Consider the following 22119-nt stretch of genomic DNA (forward strand, 5'->3'; position numbering starts at 1 on the left):
ATCGCTCAGGCCGGCAGCGACTCCAGGAACGCCTCCAGCGCGATGCGGTACGCCGCATCGGGGTGCGTCTCGGCGATGCGCAGCAACGGCGGCAGGTCGAGCGTGCGGATGAGGGCCGCGCGTTCGCGCACGGCCGCGTCCGCTCCCGCCGCCCGGAGAACGGCGATGCCCTCGCCGAGCGCCTCGAGGTAGTCGCGGAGCACCTCGGTCTCGGCGAGGCGCTGCGTGATCGAGCCTCCGTCACGGCGCTGGCGCCACTCGACGATCACGTCGGGGATGACGTCGAAGGTCTCCGCCCGCGTGTACATACGCTGCGCGAGCACCTGGTCCTCGTAGTAGCGCCCCTCGGGGAAGCGCAGGTCGTGGTCGTCCCAGAAAGAAGTGCGGCTCATCTTCGACCACGCGACGATGTTCCCGGATGCCGCGGGGTGCTGGGCGAGAGTCGTGCGCTCCCGTGGCGGGTCGGTGGCGGCGGCGACCCAGGGCTGCACCTCGCCCGCCGTGTAGCCGGGGGTGTCGGCATCCGGTCGCAGACGCACGTAGGCCCCGACGACGAAGCTGCTCCCGGTGCGGTCGAGCGTCTCGGCCAGGCGCGAGAGGGCGTCGGGTCGGAAGCGGTCGTCGGCGTCGAGGAACGCGGTGTAGGGGGTCCGGACGAGGCCGAGGCCGGTGTTGCGCGCGGCGCCGAGGCCGCGCTGCGTCTCGTGCCGGACGACGCGGAACCGCGGGTCCGCGGCCGCCGCGTCGGCGAAGAGGCGTCCCGTGTCGTCGGTGGAGGCGTCGTCCACGAGCACGGCCGACCAGTGCTCATGCGTCTGTGCGCGCAGGGAGTCCAGCGCTTCGTCGACGAACTCGGCGACGTCGAATCCCGGGACGATGACGGTGACCGCGGTGGAGCTCACCCGCGAGATCCTACGGCGGTCACGGCGGCAGCGACCGCATCCGCGACCGGATCGAGGGAGGCGGAGAGTCCGTGCGGCAGGGTGAAGCGCACGGCGGTGCGCGCCTCGTCGTGCGACACCCCGAGGGCGAGCAGGACGTGGGATGCCTCGTCGCTGCCTGCGGCGCACGCCGATCCGCTCGACGAGACGACCCCGCGGCGTTCGAGTTCGAGCAGGACGGTCTCGCCGTTCGTGCCGGGGAACACGAAGCTGGCCGTCGCCGGGAGGCGGCGTTCGGGGTGACCGGTGACTCGTGCCCCGGGGACGAGCGCCAGGACGCGAGCGATGAAGGCCGCGCACAGTGCCCCCACCCGGGTGCGCTCCGTCTCGCGCTCTGCCTCGGCGAGGGTGAGAGCCGTGGCGATGGCCACCGCACCGGCGACATCGGGCGTCCCCGAGCGGCGACCGCGTTCCTGACCGCCCCCGTGCAGGAGCGGTTCGAAGGGCAGGCGCCCGCGCACAGCCAGGATGCCGGTGCCCTTGGGCGCGCCGATCTTGTGTCCGGCGACGGTGATGGCATCCGCCCCGAGGCCGGCCAGCGGCAGCCACCCGGAGGCCTGCACGGCGTCCAGGTGCAGGGGGATGCCGCGATCGTGCGCGACGGCGGCGAGGGCGGGGGCATCCTGGACGGTGCCGACCTCGTTGTTGGCGTAGCCGATGCTGACGAGGGCCGTGTCGTGGCGCACCGTCTCGGACAGGGCCGCGGGCGTGAGCGTGCCGGTCTCGTCGACGGGCGCAAGGGTGACCTCAGCGTCGTGCAGGCGGGACAGGTAGTCGGCGGAGGCGAGCACCGACTCGTGCTCCATGGCCGTGGTGACCAGGTGGCGTTTTTTTGAACCGAGGACGATGCCCTTGATCGCCGCGTTGTTGGCCTCGGTGCCCCCGGAGGTGAACACCACGTCGCCCGTGCGCATCCCGAGCACCGCGGCGACGCGCGCGCGGGCGTCGTCGAGGGCGGATGCCGCGGCCGCGCCCACCTCGTGCTGACTCGAGGGGTTGCCGAACACACGCGTCAGGTACGGCGCCATCGCCTCGAGCACCTCGGGGCGCACGGGCGTGGTCGCGGCGTTGTCGAGATACAGGCTCACGCCGAGATCCGGATGTCGAGCCCCAGGTCGAGAGCGGATGCCGAATGGGTGAGGGCCCCGACCGAGATGACGTCGACGCCGGTCTCGGCGATCGCCCGCACCGTGTCGAGGTTCACTCCTCCCGACGCCTCGACCTGGGCCGCCCCGGCGATACGGGCGACACCGGCGCTCAGGTCGTCGAGCGAGAAGTTGTCGAGCATGATGGTGCCGACGCCGGCGCCGAGCACCGCGTCGATCTGGTCGAGCCGGTCGACCTCGACCTCGACGTGGGTGGTGTGCGGGAGCCGGGCGATCGCGCTTTCGAGCGCCTGCGTGATCGACAGCCCGCTCGCGGTCAGCACGGCGAGGTGGTTGTCCTTGGCCATGACCGCGTCGGACAGCGAGAAGCGGTGGTTGTGGCCGCCGCCGTCGCGGACGGCCTGCCGTTCCAGGGCGCGCAGGCCCGGGGTGGTCTTGCGCGTGTCGACGATACGCGCCCCGGTGTGGGCGACCTCGGCGACGTAGCGGGAGGTGAGGGTGGCAATCCCCGACATGCGCTGCACGAAGTTCAGACCGATGCGCTCGGCGGTGAGCACCGCCCGCGCGGGGCCCGAGACGACGGCGAGGGTGTCGCCGGGAGCGAACCGCTCGCCGTCGGCGACGCGCTGCTCCACCACGATCGACGCGTCGGTGAGGGTGAACGCTGCGGCGAACACGGCCGCACCGCTGAAGACGCCGTCGACGCGTGCGACGAGCTCGGCGCGCGCGGTCGCCGACGCGGGAATGAGCGCCTCGCTCGTGAGATCGCCCCAGGGGGCGTCCTCCTCGAGGGCGGCCGAGACGACGCGGTCGATCGTGGAGCGGTTCAGCATGCGAGGGCCTCTCGGGCGGGGGGAGCGGATGCCGCGACGGCGGCGAGCGGTGCCGACGTCGCCGTGCCGGTATCGGCGCGGAAGTGTGCGCCGACGGATGCCGTGCGGGAGCGCGCCGCGTCGACCACGTGCGCGGCGACGAGGAGCAGGTTGTCGTCCTCGATGCCGCGCGGTGCAGAGTCGGCACGCCACCCGGCGAGGATCCCGGCCGCGCGGTCGAGGCCCGCGGCATCCCGGACGAGACCCGCGTCGTCCCACATGAGCTGCTGGAGTCGCGCCCTCGAGAAGGCCGGGGCGTCGCCGACCGGCGCGGTGAGGACCGCGGGGGCCGCGGGGGCCAGCGGCCACTCGCGGTCGCGGGCGACGGCGTCGCCGGCCCGGGCGCCGAACACCGCACCTTCGAGGAGCGAATTGGATGCCAACCTGTTCGCGCCGTGCACACCCGTGCGCGCCGTCTCGCCCACCGCGTACAGTCCGGGCACCGTCGTGCGCCCGTCGAGGTCGGTGACGACGCCGCCCATGAGGTAGTGCGCCGCGGGGGTCACGGGGATCGGCTCGCGACCCCAGTCGAGGCCGCGCTCGCGCACCGCGGCGTCGATCGTCGGGAAGCGCTGGGCGAGCCGCTCGGGGCCGAGGGCGGTGGCGTCCAGGCGGACGGGTCGTCCCCCCTGCGCGGCCATCGCCCGGGCGTTCGCGCGGGCGACGACATCGCGAGGGGCGAGCTCGCCGTCGGGGTGGGAGTCGAAGGCGAAACGGCGACCGGTGTCGTCGATCAGCACGGCGCCCTCTCCGCGCACCGCCTCCGAAACAAGGAACGGCGCGCCCACGGCGAGCGCCGTCGGGTGGAACTGCACGAACTCGAGATCGGCGACGGCCGCGCCCGCTCGGATGGCGGCGGCGATACCGTCGGCCGTCGCCCCGAGGGGGTTGGTGGTGTGGGCGTAGAGCTGACCCGCGCCTCCGGTGGCGAGGATCACCGCGTCGGCGTCGAGGCGCTCGCCGTCCTCGAGCTCGATTCCCGTGACACGGCCCTCGGTGAGAGATAGGTCGCGCAGCAGCGCGTGCTCGCGCACCTCGATGCCCGCGGCCCGTACGGCGTCACCGAGCGCGGTCTGGATCGCCGCTCCGGTGGCGTCGCCGCCGGCGTGCAGCACGCGGGGGAGGGCGTGGGCGGCCTCGAGACCGCGGGCGAAGTCGCCGTCGGCGGCTCGGTCGAACGCGACCCCGCGGGCGACGAGCTCGGCGATGCGCTGCGGCCCCTCACCGACGAGCACGTCGACCGCGGCGGGGTCGTTGAGCCCCGCTCCGGCCGTGAACGTGTCGGCCGCGTGCGAGGCGACGGTGTCGGACGCCGAGGTCGCCGCGGCGATCCCGCCCTGCGCCCACCGGGTGTTGGTGTCGGGCAGAGCGCCCTTCGTGACGACCGTGACGCGGCATCCGTTCTCGGAAGCGTGCAGCGCCGCCGTGAGACCGGCGATGCCGCTGCCCACTACGACGACGGTGGTCATTTCACGGCGCCGTTCGGCTTGGCGGCGAGCATGCGCTCGAGCGCCGCGGTGGCGGGCTGGGCGACGTCGGCCGGAACCGTGATGCGGTTGACGACCTCGCCCGCGACGAGCGACTCCAGCACCCACGCGAGGTAGCCGGGGTGGATGCGGTACATCGTCGAGCAGGGGCACACGACCGGGTCGAGGCAGAAGATCTCGTGCTGCGGGTAGTGGGCGGCCAGGCGCTGCACGAGGTTGATCTCGGTGCCGATCGCGAAGGTCGTGGGCTCGGTCGCAGCGGCGATGGCCTTGCGGATGATGTCGGTCGACCCGGCCTCGTCCGCGGCATCCACGACCTCCATCGGGCACTCGGGGTGCACGATCACACGGACGCCGGGGTGCTCGGCGCGCGCCTTCTCGATCTGGTCGACGGTGAAACGGCGGTGCACCGAGCAGAAGCCGTGCCACAGGATGACGCGGCTGTCCTCGATGACCTCGGCCGTGGAACCGCCGAGCGGTCTGCGGGGGTTCCACATCGGCATCTGCTCCAGTGGGACGCCCATCGCCTTCGCGGTGTTGCGGCCCAGGTGCTGGTCGGGGAAGAACAACACCCGGCGGCCGCGCGCGAACGCCCACTCGAGCACCGTCCGTGCGTTCGACGAGGTGCAGACGATCCCGCCGTGTCGGCCGACGAAGCCCTTGATGGCGGCGCTGGAGTTCATGTACGTCACCGGGATCACGGGCACCAGGCCCTCGGCATCCGGAGTCTCGAGGTCGCCGAGCACGTCCTCGAGCTGCTCCCAGCACTCCTCGACCTGGTCGATGTCGGCCATGTCGGCCATCGAGCAGCCGGCGGCGAGGTTCGGGAGGATCACCGCCTGCTCGGGACGGGAGAGCAGGTCGGCGGTCTCGGCCATGAAGTGCACGCCGCAGAACACGATCGCCTCGGCCTGCGGGTGCTCGAGAGCGGCGTTCGCGAGCTGGAACGAGTCGCCGACGTAGTCGGCGTGACGAACGACCTCTTCGCGCTGGTAGAAGTGGCCGAGCACGACGACCCGATCGCCGAGCGTCTCCTTCGCGGCACGGATGCGCGCGTCGAGCTCGTCGTCGGAGGCGTCGCGGTACTGCTGCGGCAGCTCGCCCTGGCGCGGAGCCCCCGTGGGGATGACGTCGCCCATCGACGACCCGGGTCCGTACCCGGGGCGGGTGTCGAAGTCCCAGGGGCCGACCGCGAGGTCGGTGGTGCAGGTCGCGTCGGTGGAGGCGCCGGCGACGATGGCCTGGATCGCGTGGTCGACGCTCGGGTCGATCGCGGGACGGGGCTGCAGGGTGAGGGGTGTGGCGGACATGGGCGTTCCGATCAGTGACGGGAGGGGAGCGGGCCGCGATCGGCGAGCTCCACATCGCGGTTGTAGCGGTACAGGCGAGCGGGGCGGTGGCTTCCGGTGCGGAAGCGGTCGGTCGGGATGAGTGTGTCGGAGGTGTCGACCTGGCGGCGGAAGTTCGCCGGATCGAGGCGCTTGCCGAGGATCGACTCGGTCACCTCGCGCAGGTCGGCGAGGGTGAACTCGTCGGGCAGGAGCCCGTGCGCGATGCGGCTGTAGCCGACCTTGTTGCGCAGTCGCCACAGCGTGTACTCGACGATGTCGTTGTGGTCGAAGGCCAGAGCCGGCAGCTCGGTCGCGTCGAACCACTCGACGTTCTCGGGGGCGTCGCCCTCGCGGGCGTGGGCGGCGACCTGCGCGTCGACCTCATCGGAGCGCAGCAGCGCCCAGTACACGATCGACACGACGCGCGTGGGGGAGCGATCGACGGCGCCGAACGCGTAGAGCTGCTCGAGGTAGCTCGGGGTGAGGCCGGTCGTCTCGGCGAGGGTTCGGGATGCCGCGGTGTCGAGCCCCTCGCTCGCGTCGAGCCAGCCGCCGGGGAGCGCCCACCGTCCGTCGAAGGGGTCGCGGGTGCGACGCACCAGGGGCAGGGACAGCACGGGTTCGTCGTGCTCGTCGCGGCGGACGCTGAAGATGACGGTCGACACCGCGACGCGCACGTCGGCGTCGCGGGTTTCGGGCTCGGGGGTTCTTGTCATGGTGACCATATCTCCGCTGACGATCTTAGTGTCATGTGGACTCGAAGGGGCAACTTCGCGGGCGTCGCGGTGCGCGGGTGGCCCCGGGGCCACTTCCGACGCCCCGGGGCCACCGGCGGCCGGGGTTTGCGACGCTGAGGCGAGGTTCGAGCTGGGCGTATGACGAGGCCGCGTGCGCGGGGTGGCCCCGGGGCCACTTCCGACGCCCCGGGGCCACGGCGGCCGGGGTTTGCGACGCTGAGGCGGGGTTCGAGCTGGGCGTATGACGAGGCCGCGTGCGCGGGGTGGCCCCGGGGCCACTTGTGACGCCCCGGGGCCACCGACGGCCGACCGCGCCGCCGGCCCAGCGCGTCGAAAGGGTTCTCCCAGACGTGCGCCATAGCCTCGATGAGGACTCAGGAGGTTCGATTGCCGATCGTCGACATCGTTCTGATCGCCCTTCTGGCGATCGCGCTCATCGTGGGCCTCTCGCGCGGGTTCCTGGCCACGATCGGCTTCTTCGCCGGGCTCGCGGTCGGCGCCGTCGCGGCGTACTGGGTCGTCCCCTTCATCGGGCAGTGGGTCACGGCGCCCTCGTGGCGCGGGCCGGCGATGATCCTCGCCGGTGCCCTCCTTCTCCTCTTCGGCTCGGGCGTGGGCAGCGCCCTGGGCGGGTTCTTCCGGCGCGGCGCCGACCGCATTCGACTGCGCGTGCCCGAGCGACTGCTCGGCGGCGTGGTCAACGTCGCCGCCGCAGCCCTGGCGATCTCGTTCGCGGCCGGGTCGATCACCCCCGTCGGCGTCCCCGTCGTCTCCGCCGCGCTCGGTTCGTCCGGGGTCGTCCGCACCATCGACGACCTCACGCCGCCTCCGGTGCGCGGCGCCCTCGCCGACCTTCGAGGTACCGTGTTCGCCGACGGCATCCCGCGCTTGGGCGAGCTCATCCAGATCGGCCCGGTGCCCAGTGCTCCCGAGATCGCTCTGGACGACCCCGCGTTGACGCAGGCCGCCCAGTCGGTCGCCCGTATCTCCGGCACCGCCTACGCGTGCGGTGTGACCTCGAGCGGGTCCGGGTTCGTCGCCGCTCCCGGCCGGGTCGTGACGAATGCGCACGTCGTGGCCGGCGTCGACACCCCGCTCGTCGAACTGCCCGGACGCCCCGCTCGAGAGGGTCGTGTGGTGTACTTCGACCCGATCGACGACATCGCGGTGGTCTCCGTCGACGACATGGATGCCGCGGCCCTGCCCGTCGTGTCGACCCTGGGCGTCGGATCCGCCGCCGTCGTGCAGGGGTACCCCGGCGGGGGACCCTTCACCTCCGGCAGCGCGCAGGTGCTGCAGGAGGGTACCGTTCCGGTCCCCGACATCTACGACCAGTCCTCTACTCCGCGCGACATCTACGCGCTCGCCGCGGTCGTGCGCCCGGGCAACTCGGGCGGTCCGCTGCTCACCACCTCGGGCGAGGTCGCCGGCATCGTGTTCGCCCGCTCCGACACCGACGACAACGTCGGCTACGCCATGACCCCGGCCGAGCTCGACCCGGTGCTCGCCCAGATGGACCAGCTGTCGGCGCCCGTGGCATCCGGGAGCTGCACGCGGGGCTGATGCTCCGGGGGTGCGCTTCAACCGATGACCCGCGGGTGGCAGGGGATCACGCGATAGCGGCGGTGCGCTTCCTCGGCGGCGGCCAAGGAAACCGCAGCCGCTCGTTCGATGATTGTCAGTGGAAGGCCCTTGCTCAGCGTGAGGTGATGTACCGCTCGTTCACATTCACCCGGGTGAAGTTGTCCGCAGAACTGCTCGGGTAAGTGCGCACGACGGCTACTCTGCTGCGCATGGGGGACATTTCGATAACTGTGGACGAGGTGCGTCGCATGGCCGCGAAGATGGCCACCGTCGTGCCGGATCAGCCCCACCTCCTGGGGTTCTCTGTGACGGACCAGCCCGACCTGAATCTTGCCGTGGCCGAATTCACAGGGTGCATGAACGACTGCACCGCCGAGCGTCGCCGCGGAGTCGAGGCGCTCGTGACGGGGTTGCGCGAGGTGGCCGACATGTTCGACAGCATGGATGCCGGCGCACAGGCCGATCTGAGAGCACTGGGCGCCGTAGGAGGCTGGGTTCTCGAGTGACCGCCGAACTCGGCTCCACCCGAGATCCATCCGTTCTCATTCCCGGCGACGTCGGCGAGCTGCACCGCACCGCGGCCGTGTGGCGGGCGCACGCTCAGAGCGCGGAAGATGTGGGTTCCGCGCTGCGCTCGATGCGTACGGTTCCGGATTGGACCGGCGAAGCGGCCGATGCATACGAGACCCGCGCGGGCACGGTGGCATTACACCTACGGCTACGGCGCGCCTGCTCCCGATAGCGATCGAGGTGCGGACGCCCAGATCATCGCGGACTACTGGAAGTCTCTCGGCATGCAAGTACGCGTCGTCGATACCCCGGTCTATGTCGTTTACGCGTCCGGCGGCCCCCTGGCGGGCTTGTCCTTCTCGACCGCCCCCGGTGACTACTACATCGCCGGCACCTCCCTCTGCGTCCCCGGCGACGCGGCCGATCTCCGCGAACAGGACAACGGCTGAACATCTCACGCCACGCGCCGGTGCTCCGCTAGGCTGACCCCACAAGTCCACACCGGCCCCATGATCGATGCGGGAGAGCTCCGGCGCACGCAGCCGGGCACCGAAGGAGCAAGCCTCCCCGCCAATCTCTCAGGTACGCGTACCGCGTCGATCGGGCCACTCTGGAAAGAGACCCGGATGCACCGCCCCGGGTCCGCCGACGGTGAAAGCCCCGCGACCGCGGGGTGAAACTCTCAGGCCCATGACAGAGGGGGAGTTCTCAGGCGCCGACCGGCGTCTGTCCGTCATCGCGAACGGCAGAACTCATGACCGAAACCCCCGCTCCACCGCGCACGTCGCCGCTGCACGATCGGCACGAGGCCCTCGGCGCCTCCTTCACCGACTTCGGCGGCTGGAACATGCCCGTGCGCTACACCTCCGATCTCGCCGAGCACCGCGCCGTGCGCGAGGCCGCCGGCCTGTTCGACATCTCGCACATGGCCGAGTTCGAGGTCGATGGTCAGGACGCGGCCGAGTTCCTCGACTACGTGCTCGCCGGGCGCCTATCGACCATGAAGATCGGCAAGGCGAAGTACTCGCTCGTGCTCGCCGAAAGCGGCGGCATCGTCGACGACGTGATCGTCTACCGCCGGGGGGAGCAGAGCTTCCTCGTCATCTCGAATGCCGGCAACCGGGATGCCGTGGCCGCGGCGTTCGATCTGGCGCAGCGCACGTGGGCCCCCGTGTCGGACGCGGTCCCTGACGGCGCAACCGAGGTCCCTGAGCTCGTCGAAGGGACCGGAACCCCCGCGTCGGACGCTTCGACAGGCTCAGCGACCGACGCTCGCGGGACCCTCACCGTCGACGACGTCACCGACTCCTACGCCCTCATCGCCCTGCAGGGTCCCGAGGCGCGCGGCATCCTGAGCTCCACCCCGGGCGTCGCGATCACCGGCACCGCTCTCGACGACCTCGGCTACTACGCCTGGACCGAGGGCACCTTCGATGGGGCGCCGCTGTTCGTCGCCCGCACCGGGTACACCGGCGAAGACGGCTACGAGCTCATGATCCCCGTCGCGCACGCCGCTGCCCTGTGGGATGCCGCGCTCGCCGCGGGTGCCGACCGCAACCTCGTGCCGTGCGGTCTCGCCGCGCGCGACACCCTGCGCCTCGAGGCCGGCATGCCGCTGTACGGCCACGAACTGTCGCGCGACATCGTGCCCGCTCAAGCCGGACTCGGCCGGGTCGTGGCCGCCGACAAAGAGGCGTTCGTGGGCAAGGACGGATTGTCGTCCGGACCTGCCGACGCCCCCGTGCTCGTCGGGCTCGTCTCGGAGGGCCGCCGCGCAGGCCGTGCCGGCTACACCGTGCTGCACGGCGACGACGTCGTCGGCGAGATCACGAGCGGAGCGCTGAGCCCCACGCTCGGCCACCCCGTCGCGATGGCGTTCGTCGCCCCCGCGGCATCCGAACCCGGAACGGACCTGACCATCGACGTGCGCGGAACCCGCATCCCCGCGACCGTAACCGCCCTTCCCTTCTACCGGAGAAACGCATGACCGACCTCACCGCCCTCAGCTACACCTCCGAGCACGAGTGGATCGCCCTGGACGGCGACATCGCCACCGTGGGGATCACCGACTTCGCCGCCGACAAGCTCGGCGACGTCGTCTTCGTCGAGCTGCCCGGCGCCGACTCCGCGGTGACCGCGGGCGACGTCTGCGGCGAGATCGAGTCGACCAAGTCGGTCGGCGAGCTCTACGCCCCGCTCACCGGCACGGTCGTCGAGGTCAACGACGCCGTCGTCGACGATCCCTCCCTGGTCAACGCCGAGCCCTTCGCCGGCGGCTGGCTCATCAAGATCCGCGTCGAGGGCGACCTGCCCGGCGACCTGCTCGACCGCGCCGCCTACGAGGACCTCACCGCATGAGCACTCTCCTTCCTCCCCGCACGGATGCCGCGACCCCGGCCGTCTTCACGGACCGCCACATCGGCATCGGTCCCGACGCTCAGGCGCACATGCTCGAAGTCGTCGGGTACGACAGCGTCGAGGCGCTCGTCGAGACCGCCGTCCCGGCATCCATCCATGTCCAGCCCCGCGCGACCAGCTCGATCCCGCCGGCCGCGACGGAGGCCGAGGCGCTCGCGGAGCTTCGCGAGCTCGCCGCCGCCAACCGCACTGCCCGCCCGCTCATCGGACTCGGCTACTACGACACCTTCACGCCGTCGGTGATCGCGCGCAACGTCCTCGAGAACCCGTCCTGGTACACGGCCTACACGCCGTACCAGCCCGAGATCTCGCAGGGCCGGCTCGAGGCGCTCATCAACTTCCAGACGATGGTCACCGACCTGACGGGCCTCGCCACGGCGAACGCCTCGATGCTCGACGAGTCCACCGCCGTCGTCGAGGGCATGCTCGTCGCCCGTCGCGCGTCGAAGGCGAAGACCGACGTCTTCCTCGTCGACGTCGACGCCCTGCCCCAGACCAAGGCGCTGCTGCACCACCGCGCCGCGGCCGTCGGCATCCGGATCGAGGAGACCGCGTTCGACGGCGACCTGCCCGAGGCTTTCGGAGCATTCGTGCAGTACCCCGGAGCGACCGGCCGGGTGTGGGACTTCTCCGCCGTCGCCGAGGCGGTCCACGCCGCGGGCGGTCTCGTCGTCGCCGCGGCCGACCTGCTGGCGCTGACCCTGCTGCGCTCCCCGGGCGCGCTCGGCGCCGACATCGCGGTGGGCACCACCCAGCGCTTCGGCGTCCCGCTCGGCTTCGGCGGTCCCCACGCCGGCTACATGGCCGTGCGCGCGGGCCTCGAGCGCCAGCTTCCGGGTCGTCTCGTCGGTGTGTCCCAGGATGCCGTCGGCCACCCCGCCTACCGTCTGTCGCTGCAGACGCGCGAGCAGCACATCCGTCGTGAGAAGGCCACGTCGAACATCTGCACCGCCCAGGTGCTCCTGGCCGTCATGGCCGCGATGTACGCCGTGTACCACGGGCCCGACGGGCTCCGCGCGATCGCGACGCGGGTCGCGCAGAAGGCCGATGCCCTGGCATCCGCTCTGCGCTCGTACGACCTGATTCTCGCGAGCGACGCGTTCTTCGACACCGTGCGGGTGCACGTGCCGGGGCGCGCGCAAGACGTGGTCGACCGTGCCCGTGAGCGCGGCTACCAGCTGTTGTGGGTGGATGACGCGACGGTGGGCGTCTCGGTCGACGAAACCACGACGAATGCCGACATCGCCGCCGTGCTCGCGGCCTTCGGGCTGTCCGCTGAGGATCTGCCCGTCGGCGAAGCCCTGCGCGGCGTCGACGAGACGTTGGACCGCGACGACGAGTACCTCACCCACCCCGTCTTCCACGCGCACCGCAGCGAGACGGCGATGATGCGCTACCTCAAGACGCTCGCCGACCGGGACTACGCGCTCGATCGCGGCATGATCCCGTTGGGCTCGTGCACGATGAAGCTCAACGCGGCCACCGAGATGGCGGCGGTGTCGTGGCCGGAGTTCTCGCGCGTGCACCCGTTCGCGCCCGAGGCCGACGTGCACGGCTACCTCGAGATGATCGACCAGCTCGAGCGCTGGCTCGCCGAGGTGACCGGCTACGACGCGGTGTCGCTGCAGCCGAACGCCGGGTCCCAGGGCGAGCTCGCGGGACTCCTCGCGATCCGCGGCTACCACCTGGCGAACGGCGACACCGAGCGCACGGTGTGCCTCATCCCGTCGTCGGCGCACGGCACCAACGCCGCCTCCGCGATCCTCGCGGGTATGAAGGTCGTGGTCGTCGCGTGCGACGAGGCCGGCAACGTCGATCTCGACGATCTGCGCGCGAAGATCGCGCAGCACGCCGACGCTCTGTCGGCGCTGATGATCACGTACCCCTCGACCCACGGGGTGTACGAGCACGACGTGCTCGAGATCACGCAGGCCGTGCACGACGCCGGCGGGCAGGTCTACGTCGACGGCGCGAACCTCAATGCCCTGCTCGGCTTCGCCCGCTTCGGCGACCTGGGCGGCGACGTCTCGCACCTGAACCTGCACAAGACGTTCGCGATCCCGCACGGCGGCGGCGGCCCCGGTGTCGGTCCCGTCGCGGCCAAGGCGCATCTCGCGCCGTACCTGCCGTCGCACCCGTTCTCGCAGCGTGCCGACCACGCGGGAGGGACGTTCGATGGCGGACCGGTCTCGGCCGCCCCGCACGGCTCCGCCGGCATCCTGCCGATCTCGTGGGCGTACGTGCGCATGATGGGCGCCGAGGGCCTCCGGCAGGCGACGGCCGCGGCGGTGCTCTCGGCCAACTACATCGCCACGCGCCTGCGCGAGCACTACCCGGTGCTGTACGCCGGTGAGGGAGGCCTGGTGGCGCACGAGTGCATCCTCGACCTGCGTCCCCTCAAGGAGCAGACGGGCGTCACCGTGGACGACGTGGCCAAGCGCCTCATCGACTACGGGTTCCACGCGCCGACGATGTCGTTCCCGGTCGCCGGCACCCTGATGGTCGAGCCGACCGAGAGCGAGGACCTCGCCGAGCTCGATCGGTTCGTGGATGCCATGATCGCGATCAAGCACGAAGCGCTCGCCGTCGCGGCGGGGGAGTGGCCCGTCGACGACAACCCGCTCGTGAACGCCCCGCACACCGCCGAGACGGTCGTCGTGGGGGAGTGGGAGCACCCGTACTCGCGTGAGACCGCGGTGTACCCCGTGCGCTCGCTCATCCGCGGTAAGTACTGGCCCCCGGTGCGCCGCATCGATCAGGCCTACGGCGACCGCAACCTCGTCTGCTCGTGCCCGCCGCCGGAGGCTTTCGCCTAGACCGCGCTCGCTCCCGGGCGCACGTCCGTCGCGTCGCTGTGCGCCGTCCGTGCCGCGATGAACGCCCTCCCGAGTGAGACACGCCGCGACAGCGCGTGTCCCACTCGCGGGGGCGTTTATCGCGTCAGCGCGCACGCCGCGACAGCGCGTGTCCCGTCGCGGGGGCCTCAGCGCGCGCGGCGGGGACGCGCGCGCGACGCCCCGGGATCGCACAGGCGGCGTTTAGTACAGTTCCCCTGTGCACCACGGCCTGACGGATGATCCTCGACCGACTCGACGACGCGGTCGCCGCGCGCGTCTTCTCGCCCTCCTCGCGGCTGCGGGCGTCGTTCTCGCTGGCTGCTCCGCGCCCGAACCCGCGCCCGCCCCCCAGCAGGAAGCGCGCACGAGCCTGACCGTCGGCGTGGTGGGGTCGCTCACGAGCTTCAACGCGGCCAGCGCCACCGGCAGCACCCCCGCGAATCGTGCCGTCTCGGCGCTGCTCGACGAGAACCTCGGTTCGCTCGACGGCGACCTGCAGGTCGTCCCGAACAACGGTCTCGGCCGCATCACGCGTGTGCAGGGCGATCCCCTGAAGGTCAGCTACGAACTCTTCTCCGACCGCGTCTGGTCGGACGGTACGCCCGTCACCCTCGACGACCTGCTGTTCGGGTGGGCTGTCACCTCCCACTTCTTCGACGACGCCACGTACGACGCCGAGGGCAACGTCGTCTCGGGAACGCGCTACTTCGACACGGCTGCTCCCGCCGACCCCAACGCGCGCACGTCGCGCCCGATCCTCGACCGGGCCGACGACACCCTCACCCTGACCTACGACTCGCCGTTCGCCGACTGGAACCGGCAGTGGCTGCTCGACCGTCCCGTCCACGTGGTCGCGCAACGCGCCGGCGTCAGCGTCGAGGATCTGCTGACGGCTATCCTCACCGCGCCGGAGGGCGACCCGACGGCGCCCGTCGAACCGAATCCCGTGCTGGCCGCGGCCGCCACCGCGTGGAACACGGGGTTCGACATCGCGGCCGGATCGACGCCAGACCCCGCGAGCGTCGTCTCGGCCGGTCCGTGGACCGTCGCCGAGGCGACGGCCGACACGCTGCAGCTCGCCCGACGCGACAGCTATCAGGGCGCGCACTTCCCGGGCCTCGAAGGACTCACCGTGCGCTTCTTCCCCGACCGCGCCGCGCAGCTCTCGGCCCTCGAAGCCGGACAGGTCGACATCGCCAACGTCGGCGACGTCGACGTCGCCGAGCAGAAGACGCTCACCGACGCGGGACTGACCGTGCAGGTCGGCCCCACCACGCAGACGCTGCACCTCCGCTTCGGTGCGGGCACGGCATCCGATCTGCGTCAGGCGATGACGCTGGCGACCGACCGCGCGTCCCTGGTGAGCGAGGTGCTCGGCGCCGTGCGGCCCGACGCGCAACCCCTGCAGTCCTTCCTCTCCTCGCCCGCGACGGGTGAGCTCTATTCCTCGCTGATCTCGGGCAACGGTGCGCCGGGCACCGGTGCCGACGTCGACGGCGCCCGGAGAGCCCTCGGCGATCGCGCCGCGGTGCTGCGCGTCGCCTACGACGGCACCGACGACGTGTCCGCGATGGTCTTCTCCCGGCTGGTGTCGATGGGCGCTCGCGCGGGCATCGCCGTTCGCGCGGCGACTCCGGAGGACACACCGGATGCCACTCTGTCGTGGGTCGGGGAAGACGAGAGCCTCTACCGCTCGGCGCGGGACCGCCTGGCCGAGGGCATCGACGGCCCCAACACCGACGAGCTGTTCGACGAGCTCACCGTGCACACCGATCCGGTCGACGTGCTCGGCGAGGCGAGGGAGATCGATCGATCCCTGTTCTCGGTGTACGCGGGCGTCCCCCTGCTCGAGCGCACGGGTGCGGTCGCCACCGCCGCGGGCGTCGGGGGAGTGGGCTACACCTCCGAGCCCGACGGCATCCCGCCGGCGTTCTGGACCTGGTCGCCTCAGCCCTGATCTCCCGCCGGCGTCAGGAGGCCGGGGGCGCGAAGATGGCCGGCCACCAGGCGGCGGCGAGCGGATATCCCACGAAGGCGACGATGTCGATGATCGTGTGCGCGACGACGAGGGGCATCACGCGCCCCCACCGCTTGTAGCACCACCCGAAGACGAGCCCCATCACGACGTTGCCCAATGCCGACGGCCATCCCTGATACAGGTGGTAGCTGCCGCGCAGCAGCGCCGTCGAGGCGATGATGCCCGTCCACGACCAGCCGAGGCGCCGCAGGCGGTCGAAGAGGAACCCGAGGAAGATGACCTCCTCGGTGAGTCCGGCCCGGAGGGCCGCCAGGATCAGCAGCGCGATGACCCACCACGACGAGTCCAGGGGAGCGGGGACGACGGTGATGCTCTGTCCGATCGCGCGTCCGATCGCGTAGACCCCGATGCCGGGAGCGCCGATGAGGACGACCAGGGCGACGCCCTTCGCGACGTCCGAACCGAAGCGACGGAAATCCAGCCCGATGCGTCGTAGCGCATTGTTCGCGGGCTCCCACAGCAGATAGACCGCGAGGGCCACGAGAGCGAGCGAGAAGAAGATGTCGAGGAATTGGTAGATCGCATCCCACAACGGCTCGGCGCTGCGTGAGGGATTGAGCTGCGTCTGCTGCTGCGAGATGGGCGCCCGCGTCGTCGCGCGCACGAACGAGACGACGGAGTAGATGGCCGACTGACCCACGCTGACGAGCAGGACGAGGGCGATCTCCCACCACGGGCGGGTGCGGGAGAACCGGTCCGAGCGGTCGAGGATCGGAGGATATGTCCAGTCCGCGAGGCGGGTTGCGCGCAGCGACTTGTCAGATTGCCACATCCGGAGCCTTTCGAGTAAATCCTCTGTAACGTTTTTGCGAGAAGTTTGGGGCACCTGGGTAAACGTGCCTAGTGTGTTCTCATCCTGCCCGAACGGATTGTCACGAGCCTCGTGCTGCGTGGAAACTCGGCACGGGCGACGATCATCCCTTCCCTGGAGGAACTGTGAAGCGCAACAAGATTGCCCTCTCCGGTCTCGCCCTGCTGGGAGCTGTCGGGCTCATGCTCGCCGGCTGCTCGGGCGGCGGAGACAACGGCAGCGGCTCGTCATCGGGCGGCGACGCCTCGGCGATCATCCGGACGAACGGCTCCGAGCCGCAGAACCCGCTGATCCCCACCAACACCAACGAGGTCGGTGGCGGCAAGATCCTCGACTCGATCTTCGCGGGTCTGGTCTACTACGACGCCGATGGCGCCCCCGTGAACGACATGGCCGAGTCCATCGTCACCAACGACCCGCAGAACCTCACGGTCACCCTCAAGCAGGGCCAGAAGTTCACCGACGGCACCGAGGTCAAGGCCGACAACTTCATCAAGGCGTGGAACTACGGCGCCCAGCTGTCGAACAACCAGCTCAACAGCTACTTCTTCGAGGACATCGTCGGCTTCAGCTACGAAGCCGACTCCGAGCTGACCGGTCTGAAGAAGGTCGACGACTACACCTTCACGATCGAGCTCTCCAAGCCCGCTGCCGACTTCGCGCTGCGCCTGGGCTACTCGGCGTTCTTCCCGCTGCCCGACTCGGCCTTCGACGACATGGCCGCCTTCGGCGAGAACCCCGTCGGCAACGGCCCGTACAAGCTCGCCAGCGACGGCGCGTGGCAGCACAACGTGCAGATCGACCTCGTCAAGAACGACGACTACCAGGGCGGTCGCACCGTCGCCAACGGTGGTCTGACGGTCGTCTTCTACGCCACGCAGGACGCCGCGTACGCCGACCTCCTGGGCGGCAACGTCGACGTGATCGACGCGATCCCCTCGGCCTCGCAGGCCACCTTCGAGTCGGACCTGGGTGACCGCGCGGTCAACCAGCCCGCCGCCGTGTTCCAGTCGTTCACGATCCCGGGCCGTCTCGCTCACTTCGGTGGCGAAGAGGGTCAGCTGCGCCGCCAGGCGCTGTCGATGGCCATCAACCGCGACGAGATCACGCAGACGATCTTCCAGAACACCCGCACCCCGGCCAGCGACTTCACCTCGCCGGTCATCGACGGCTGGTCCGACTCGCTCGCCGGCGCCGACGTGCTCAAGTACGACGCCGACAAGGCGAAGGAGCTGTGGGCTCAGGCCGACGCCATCTCGCCCTGGAGCGGCACGTTCCAGATCGCGTACAACGCCGACGGCGGACACCAGGTCTGGGTCGACGCGGTGACCAACTCGATCAAGAACGTCCTGGGCATCGACGCGTCCGGCGCGCCGTACCCGACCTTCAAGGAAGCGCGCACGGCCATCACCGACCGCAGCATCCAGACGGCGTTCCGCACCGGTTGGCAGGCCGACTACCCCGGTCTGTACAACTTCCTCGGCCCGCTCTACGCGACCGACGCCTCCTCGAACGACGGCGACTACTCGAGCCCCGAGTTCGACCAGCTGCTGGCCGCCGGTATCGCCGAGACCGAGGTCGACGCGCAGAACGCCGACTTCCAGAAGGCTCAGGAGGTCCTGCTCAAGGACCTGCCGGCCATCCCGCTCTGGTACTCCAACGTCACCGGCGGCTACGCCGAGGGCGTGAACAACGTCCAGTTCGGCTGGAACTCGGTTCCGCTGTACTACGAGATCACGAAGTAACCCTTCCGATCTCAAGCCGCGAGGCGGTGACGGACTCGTCACCGCCTCGCGGTCTGCCAGCCAGGCCTCATCACGACGTGTGATAGAACGGCACGGGCCCTTTCGGGGTCCGGCCCCCAGAAACGTCGGATGAGGCGTTTCCCACGTTCGAAAAGAGAGCGGATGCTCGGCTACATCCTCAGACGTCTGCTGCAAGTGCTCCCCGTGTTCTTCGGAGCCACGCTGCTGATCTACTTCATGGTCTTCGCCATGCCGGGAGACCCGATCCTCGGGCTCTTCGGCGACAAGACCCCCGCCCCGCAGGTCGTCGAAGCCCTGCGTGCGCAGTACCACCTGGACCAGCCCTTCATCGTCCAGTACTTCCTCTACATCGCGGGCATCTTCCAGGGCGACCTCGGCACCACGTTCTCGGGCCAGTCCGTGAACGAGGTGCTCGCCCGCACGCTGCCCGTGACCGGTCGCCTGGCCGTGATGGCCCTCGCGATCGAGCTCGTGCTCGCCGTCGTCATCGGCACCATCTCGGCGATCCGCAAGGGCAAGCTGTTCGACAACGTCGCGCTCATCGTCGCGCTGCTGTTCGTCGCACTGCCGATCTTCGTGGCCTGCTTCCTGGCGCAGTACTTCCTCGCGATCCAACTCGGCTGGTTCCGGCCGACGGTGGGCGCGCAGAACGACTGGGGCGACCTGTGGCTCCCGGCCATCGTTCTCGGCTTCAGTCTCTTCGCCACGAGCATGCGCTTGATGCGCGGTTCGGTCATCGACACGCTGAACCAGGACTGGGTCCGCACCGCCTACAGCAAGGGCCTGTCGCGTCGTCGTGTCATCCCCGTGCACGTGCTGCGCAACTCGCTCATCCCGGTCATCACCAACTCCGCGACGAACTTCGGCGTGCTGCTGGTCGGTGCGACCGTCACCGAGGGCATCTTCAACATCCCCGGTGTCGGCAACACTCTGTACCAGGCCACCATTCGCGGCGAGGGCCCCACGGTCGTCTCGTTCGTGACCGTCTTCGTCATCATCTACGTGCTGGTCAACCTCGTCGTCGACCTCCTGTACGGCCTCCTGGACCCGAGGATCCGCTATGTCAAGTAGTCACTTCCCGGCGCCGCACTACGTCGCCCCCATCAAGACCGAGACCATCTCGGTCGACGCCGTGCGCGTCGCCGCCCGCAAGAGCAACCTGTGGCTCGACGCCTGGCGCGACCTGCGTCGCCGCCCGACCTTCTGGATCGCGCTGGCGGTCATGGCCGTCGTCATCCTCATGGCGGTGTGGCCCACGCTGTTCACGCAGGTGCCTCCGAACAACGACTGCCAGCTGTCGAACAGCAACGGCGGCCCGCAGCCCGGGCACATCCTCGGCTTCACGTTCCAGGGGTGCGACACGTTCTCGCGCATCGTGTGGGGTGCCCGCACGTCGCTGTCGGTGGGTCTGCTCGCCACGGCGATCGGCACGATCATCGGTCTCGTGATGGGCTCGCTGTCGGGCTTCTACGGGGGATGGATCGACGCCGTCATCTCGCGCGTCGGCGACATCTTCTTCTCGATCCCCTACATCCTCGCGGCGATCGTCGTGATGAGCGTGTTCTCGCAGTACCGCAACGTCCTCACGCTGGCGTTCGCGATCGGCGGTTTCGCGTGGGCCTCCACCGCCCGCGTGGTGCGCGCCGAGGTCCTGCGCGTGCGACAGGCCGACTACGTCTCGGCGTCGCAGGCGCTGGGACAGTCGCGCTTCAAGACGCTGCTGACGCACGTCATCCCGAACGCCATCGCGCCGCTGCTCGTGGTCACCACGATCAGCCTGGCGGCGGCCATCGTCGCGGAGGCGACGCTGTCGTTCCTCGGCGTCGGTCTGGGCGGTGACACGATGTCGTGGGGCAATGACATCAGCCAGGCGCAGCAGTCGCTGCGCGTCTCGCCCGCGGCCCTGATCTGGCCGTCGGTCGCGCTGACCGTCACGGTGCTGGCCTTCATCCTGCTGGGCGAGCTCATCCGAGACGCCATCGACCCGAGAGCGAGGGCCCGCCGATGAGCGACGCCACCATGACGCCGCTGCTGTCCGTGCGCGACCTGAAGGTCGCGTTCCAGGGAGAGGGCGGTACGCGCGAGGTCCTGCACGGGGTGAGCCTCGACGTCTACCCCGGCCAGACGGTCGCGATCGTGGGCGAGTCCGGCTCGGGCAAGTCGACCACGGCATCCGCCGTGATCGGTCTGCTCCCCGGCACCGGTCACGTCACCGCCGGCAGCATCACGCTCGACGGGCGCGAACTCACCGATCTGACGGCGACGCAGTTCGAGTCCGTTCGCGGCAAAGACATCGGCTACGTCCCGCAGGACCCGATGTCGAACCTCAACCCGGTGTGGAGCATCGGCTTCCAGGTGAAGGAGGCGATCCGTGCGAACGGCATCGCCACCGGTCGCAAGGAGGTCGAGAAGCGCGCCATCGAGGTGCTGAAGCAGGCTGGTCTGGCCGACGCGGAGCGTCGCCTGCACCAGTACCCGCACCAGTTCTCCGGCGGTATGCGCCAGCGAGCCCTGATCGGCATCGGCCTCGCGGCCGACCCGAAGCTGCTGATCGCCGACGAGCCGACCTCGGCCCTCGACGTCACCGTGCAGCGCGTGATCCTCGACCACATGGCATCCCTCACGCGCGAGCGGGGCACCTCGGTGCTGCTCATCACGCACGACCTGGGTCTGGCCGCCGAGCGTGCCGACACCATCGTGGTGATGAACCAGGGCGAGATCGTGGAGTCGGGACCGAGCCGCGAGATCCTCGAGAACCCGCAGCACCCGTACACGCAGCGTCTGGTCGCGGCGGCGCCGAGCATCGCGTCGCAGCGCATCCAGGCCAAGGTCGAGGACCGCGGCATCCTTCGCGAGTCCGACATCGATGCTCCGGCGACGGTCAAGGTGACCAATCTCGTCAAGGAGTACAAGATCCGCCAGGGCGGGTTCCGAAGCGAGCAGTTCCGTGCCGTCGACGACGTGTCGTTCGAGATCCCCCGGGGCAAGACGCTCGCGCTGGTGGGGGAGTCGGGCTCCGGCAAGTCGACGATCGCGAAGATGGTCCTCAAGCTCGAGGCGCCCACCTCGGGTTCGATCGAGGTCGACGGGGTGAACACCGGCACGCTGAGCGCGAAGGACACCTTCAACCTCCGTCGTCGCATGCAGCCGGTGTTCCAGGACCCCTACGGCTCGCTCGACCCGCTCCGCAGCATCGGCAACCTGATCGCCGAGCCGTTGAACATCCACAAGGTGGGCGACAACGCCTCGCGCCGTGCACGCGTGGAGGAACTGCTCGAGCAGGTCGCGCTGCCGCAGGAGCTGGCATCCCGCTATCCGAACGAGTTGTCCGGTGGCCAGCGTCAGCGCGTCGCGATCGCGCGCGCGCTCGCGCTCAAGCCCGACATCCTCGTGCTCGACGAGGCCGTCTCGGCTCTCGACGTGCTGGTGCAGGCGCAGATCCTCCAGCTGCTGGCGGAGCTGCAGTCCGAGCTCGGGCTGACGTACCTGTTCATCACGCACGACCTCGCCGTGGTGCGCGTCGCCGCCGACCTGGTGTGCGTCATGGAGCGCGGCAAGCTCGTGGAGCAGGGCACGGTCGACGAGATCTTCGCCCAGCCCTCGCAGGAGTACACGCGCCGACTGCTCGACGCCATTCCCGGCGCCTCCCTCTCGCTGGGCGGCGCGTGACGCGCGACGAGC

Annotated in this window: 18 protein-coding genes and 1 riboswitch; of the genes, 11 read left to right on the forward strand and 7 right to left on the reverse strand. The window is 70.3% G+C overall.

Annotated elements, in window-relative coordinates:
- Positions 1-5 precede the first annotated feature (5 nt).
- Genes Q9R20_RS11700 through Q9R20_RS11725 form a run of 6 tightly spaced genes read right to left on the reverse strand, consistent with a single transcriptional unit; the run spans position 6 to position 6453 of the window.
- Complete coding sequence (locus Q9R20_RS11700) at positions 6-902, reverse strand: glycosyltransferase family 2 protein (RefSeq protein WP_311249502.1); 897 nt, start codon at positions 900-902, stop codon at positions 6-8.
- Entirely contained in the window at positions 899-2029 is a 1131-nt protein-coding gene (locus Q9R20_RS11705; protein WP_311249503.1) for a cysteine desulfurase family protein, read from the reverse strand. Before Q9R20_RS11705 ends, Q9R20_RS11700 begins: the two co-directional genes overlap by 4 nt.
- Positions 2026-2880 (reverse strand): carboxylating nicotinate-nucleotide diphosphorylase, encoded by an 855-nt coding sequence (gene nadC, locus Q9R20_RS11710; protein ID WP_311249504.1) that lies wholly within the window; start codon positions 2878-2880, stop codon positions 2026-2028. The genes Q9R20_RS11705 and nadC overlap by 4 nt, the downstream gene beginning before the upstream one ends.
- A complete protein-coding gene (nadB, locus tag Q9R20_RS11715; RefSeq protein WP_311249505.1) occupies positions 2874-4388 on the reverse strand; it encodes an L-aspartate oxidase in 1515 nt (504 codons plus the stop codon). Before nadB ends, nadC begins: the two co-directional genes overlap by 7 nt.
- The gene (nadA, locus tag Q9R20_RS11720) at positions 4385-5716 is read right to left on the reverse strand and encodes a quinolinate synthase NadA (RefSeq protein WP_311249506.1); all 1332 of its coding nucleotides are present in this window, start codon (positions 5714-5716) and stop codon (positions 4385-4387) included. The genes nadB and nadA overlap by 4 nt, the downstream gene beginning before the upstream one ends.
- 11 nt (positions 5717-5727) lie before the next feature.
- A complete protein-coding gene (locus Q9R20_RS11725; RefSeq protein ID WP_396653687.1) occupies positions 5728-6453 on the reverse strand; it encodes an NrtR DNA-binding winged helix domain-containing protein in 726 nt (241 codons plus the stop codon).
- Positions 6454-6861: 408 nt separating this feature from the next.
- Here Q9R20_RS11725 and Q9R20_RS11730 point away from each other — a divergent pair, with 408 nt between their 5' ends.
- From Q9R20_RS11730 to Q9R20_RS11760, 7 genes are all read left to right on the forward strand, one after another.
- Entirely contained in the window at positions 6862-8037 is a 1176-nt protein-coding gene (locus tag Q9R20_RS11730; RefSeq protein ID WP_311249508.1) for a MarP family serine protease, read from the forward strand.
- 373 nt (positions 8038-8410) lie between these two features.
- The gene (locus Q9R20_RS15960; RefSeq protein WP_396653688.1) at positions 8411-8800 is read left to right on the forward strand and encodes a WXG100 family type VII secretion target; all 390 of its coding nucleotides are present in this window, start codon (positions 8411-8413) and stop codon (positions 8798-8800) included.
- Complete coding sequence (locus Q9R20_RS11740; RefSeq protein ID WP_311249510.1) at positions 8733-9017, forward strand: hypothetical protein; 285 nt, start codon at positions 8733-8735, stop codon at positions 9015-9017. Before Q9R20_RS15960 ends, Q9R20_RS11740 begins: the two co-directional genes overlap by 68 nt.
- 60 nt (positions 9018-9077) lie before the next feature.
- A riboswitch (glycine riboswitch) is annotated at positions 9078-9172 on the forward strand.
- Positions 9173-9322: 150 nt separating this feature from the next.
- Complete coding sequence (locus Q9R20_RS11745) at positions 9323-10555, forward strand: glycine cleavage system aminomethyltransferase GcvT (protein ID WP_311249511.1); 1233 nt, start codon at positions 9323-9325, stop codon at positions 10553-10555.
- The gene (gene gcvH / locus Q9R20_RS11750) at positions 10552-10926 is read left to right on the forward strand and encodes a glycine cleavage system protein GcvH (RefSeq protein WP_311249512.1); all 375 of its coding nucleotides are present in this window, start codon (positions 10552-10554) and stop codon (positions 10924-10926) included. The genes Q9R20_RS11745 and gcvH overlap by 4 nt, the downstream gene beginning before the upstream one ends.
- Positions 10923-13802 (forward strand): aminomethyl-transferring glycine dehydrogenase, encoded by a 2880-nt coding sequence (gene gcvP, locus Q9R20_RS11755; RefSeq protein ID WP_311249513.1) that lies wholly within the window; start codon positions 10923-10925, stop codon positions 13800-13802. The genes gcvH and gcvP overlap by 4 nt, the downstream gene beginning before the upstream one ends.
- Before the next feature lie 238 nt (positions 13803-14040).
- Positions 14041-15780 carry an ABC transporter substrate-binding protein gene (locus Q9R20_RS11760; protein ID WP_311249514.1) on the forward strand — a complete coding sequence of 580 codons (1740 nt, stop codon included), beginning with the start codon at positions 14041-14043 and terminating at the stop codon, positions 15778-15780.
- 13 nt (positions 15781-15793) lie between these two features.
- Here Q9R20_RS11760 and Q9R20_RS11765 read toward each other — a convergent pair whose 3' ends face one another.
- A complete protein-coding gene (locus Q9R20_RS11765) occupies positions 15794-16633 on the reverse strand; it encodes a type II CAAX endopeptidase family protein (protein WP_311249515.1) in 840 nt (279 codons plus the stop codon).
- A gap of 164 nt (positions 16634-16797) precedes the next feature.
- Between Q9R20_RS11765 and Q9R20_RS11770 the strand changes: the two genes are divergently transcribed.
- The 4 genes from Q9R20_RS11770 (at position 16798) to Q9R20_RS11785 (ending at position 22107) form a co-directional block, all read left to right on the forward strand.
- A complete protein-coding gene (locus tag Q9R20_RS11770; RefSeq protein ID WP_311249516.1) occupies positions 16798-18417 on the forward strand; it encodes an ABC transporter substrate-binding protein in 1620 nt (539 codons plus the stop codon).
- A 162-nt stretch (positions 18418-18579) separates the two neighbouring features.
- The gene (locus Q9R20_RS11775) at positions 18580-19509 is read left to right on the forward strand and encodes an ABC transporter permease (RefSeq protein ID WP_311249517.1); all 930 of its coding nucleotides are present in this window, start codon (positions 18580-18582) and stop codon (positions 19507-19509) included.
- The gene (locus Q9R20_RS11780) at positions 19499-20446 is read left to right on the forward strand and encodes an ABC transporter permease (protein WP_311249518.1); all 948 of its coding nucleotides are present in this window, start codon (positions 19499-19501) and stop codon (positions 20444-20446) included. Before Q9R20_RS11775 ends, Q9R20_RS11780 begins: the two co-directional genes overlap by 11 nt.
- Entirely contained in the window at positions 20443-22107 is a 1665-nt protein-coding gene (locus Q9R20_RS11785) for an ABC transporter ATP-binding protein (protein WP_311249519.1), read from the forward strand. The genes Q9R20_RS11780 and Q9R20_RS11785 overlap by 4 nt, the downstream gene beginning before the upstream one ends.
- The last annotated feature ends 12 nt before the right edge of the window (positions 22108-22119 follow it).

This window comes from Microbacterium sp. PRF11 (assembly GCF_031844085.1).
GTDB lineage: Bacteria > Actinomycetota > Actinomycetes > Actinomycetales > Microbacteriaceae > Microbacterium.

Bases quoted from the DNA above. Each gene is read 5' to 3' on its own strand.
- nadC (WP_311249504.1), bottom strand. From the start codon at position 2,880: ATGCTGAACCGCTCCACGATCGACCGCGTCGTCTCGGCCGCCCTCGAG.
- nadB (WP_311249505.1), bottom strand. From the start codon at position 4,388: ATGACCACCGTCGTCGTAGTGGGCAGCGGCATCGCCGGTCTCACGGCG.
- nadA (WP_311249506.1), bottom strand. From the start codon at position 5,716: ATGTCCGCCACACCCCTCACCCTGCAGCCCCGTCCCGCGATCGACCCG.
- Q9R20_RS11725 (WP_396653687.1), bottom strand. From the start codon at position 6,453: ATGACAAGAACCCCCGAGCCCGAAACCCGCGACGCCGACGTGCGCGTC.
- Q9R20_RS11740 (WP_311249510.1), top strand. From the start codon at position 8,733: ATGCATACGAGACCCGCGCGGGCACGGTGGCATTACACCTACGGCTAC.
- Q9R20_RS11745 (WP_311249511.1), top strand. From the start codon at position 9,323: ATGACCGAAACCCCCGCTCCACCGCGCACGTCGCCGCTGCACGATCGG.
- gcvH (WP_311249512.1), top strand. From the start codon at position 10,552: ATGACCGACCTCACCGCCCTCAGCTACACCTCCGAGCACGAGTGGATC.
- gcvP (WP_311249513.1), top strand. From the start codon at position 10,923: ATGAGCACTCTCCTTCCTCCCCGCACGGATGCCGCGACCCCGGCCGTC.
- Q9R20_RS11765 (WP_311249515.1), bottom strand. From the start codon at position 16,633: ATGTGGCAATCTGACAAGTCGCTGCGCGCAACCCGCCTCGCGGACTGG.
- Q9R20_RS11775 (WP_311249517.1), top strand. From the start codon at position 18,580: ATGCTCGGCTACATCCTCAGACGTCTGCTGCAAGTGCTCCCCGTGTTC.
- Q9R20_RS11780 (WP_311249518.1), top strand. From the start codon at position 19,499: ATGTCAAGTAGTCACTTCCCGGCGCCGCACTACGTCGCCCCCATCAAG.
- Q9R20_RS11785 (WP_311249519.1), top strand. From the start codon at position 20,443: ATGAGCGACGCCACCATGACGCCGCTGCTGTCCGTGCGCGACCTGAAG.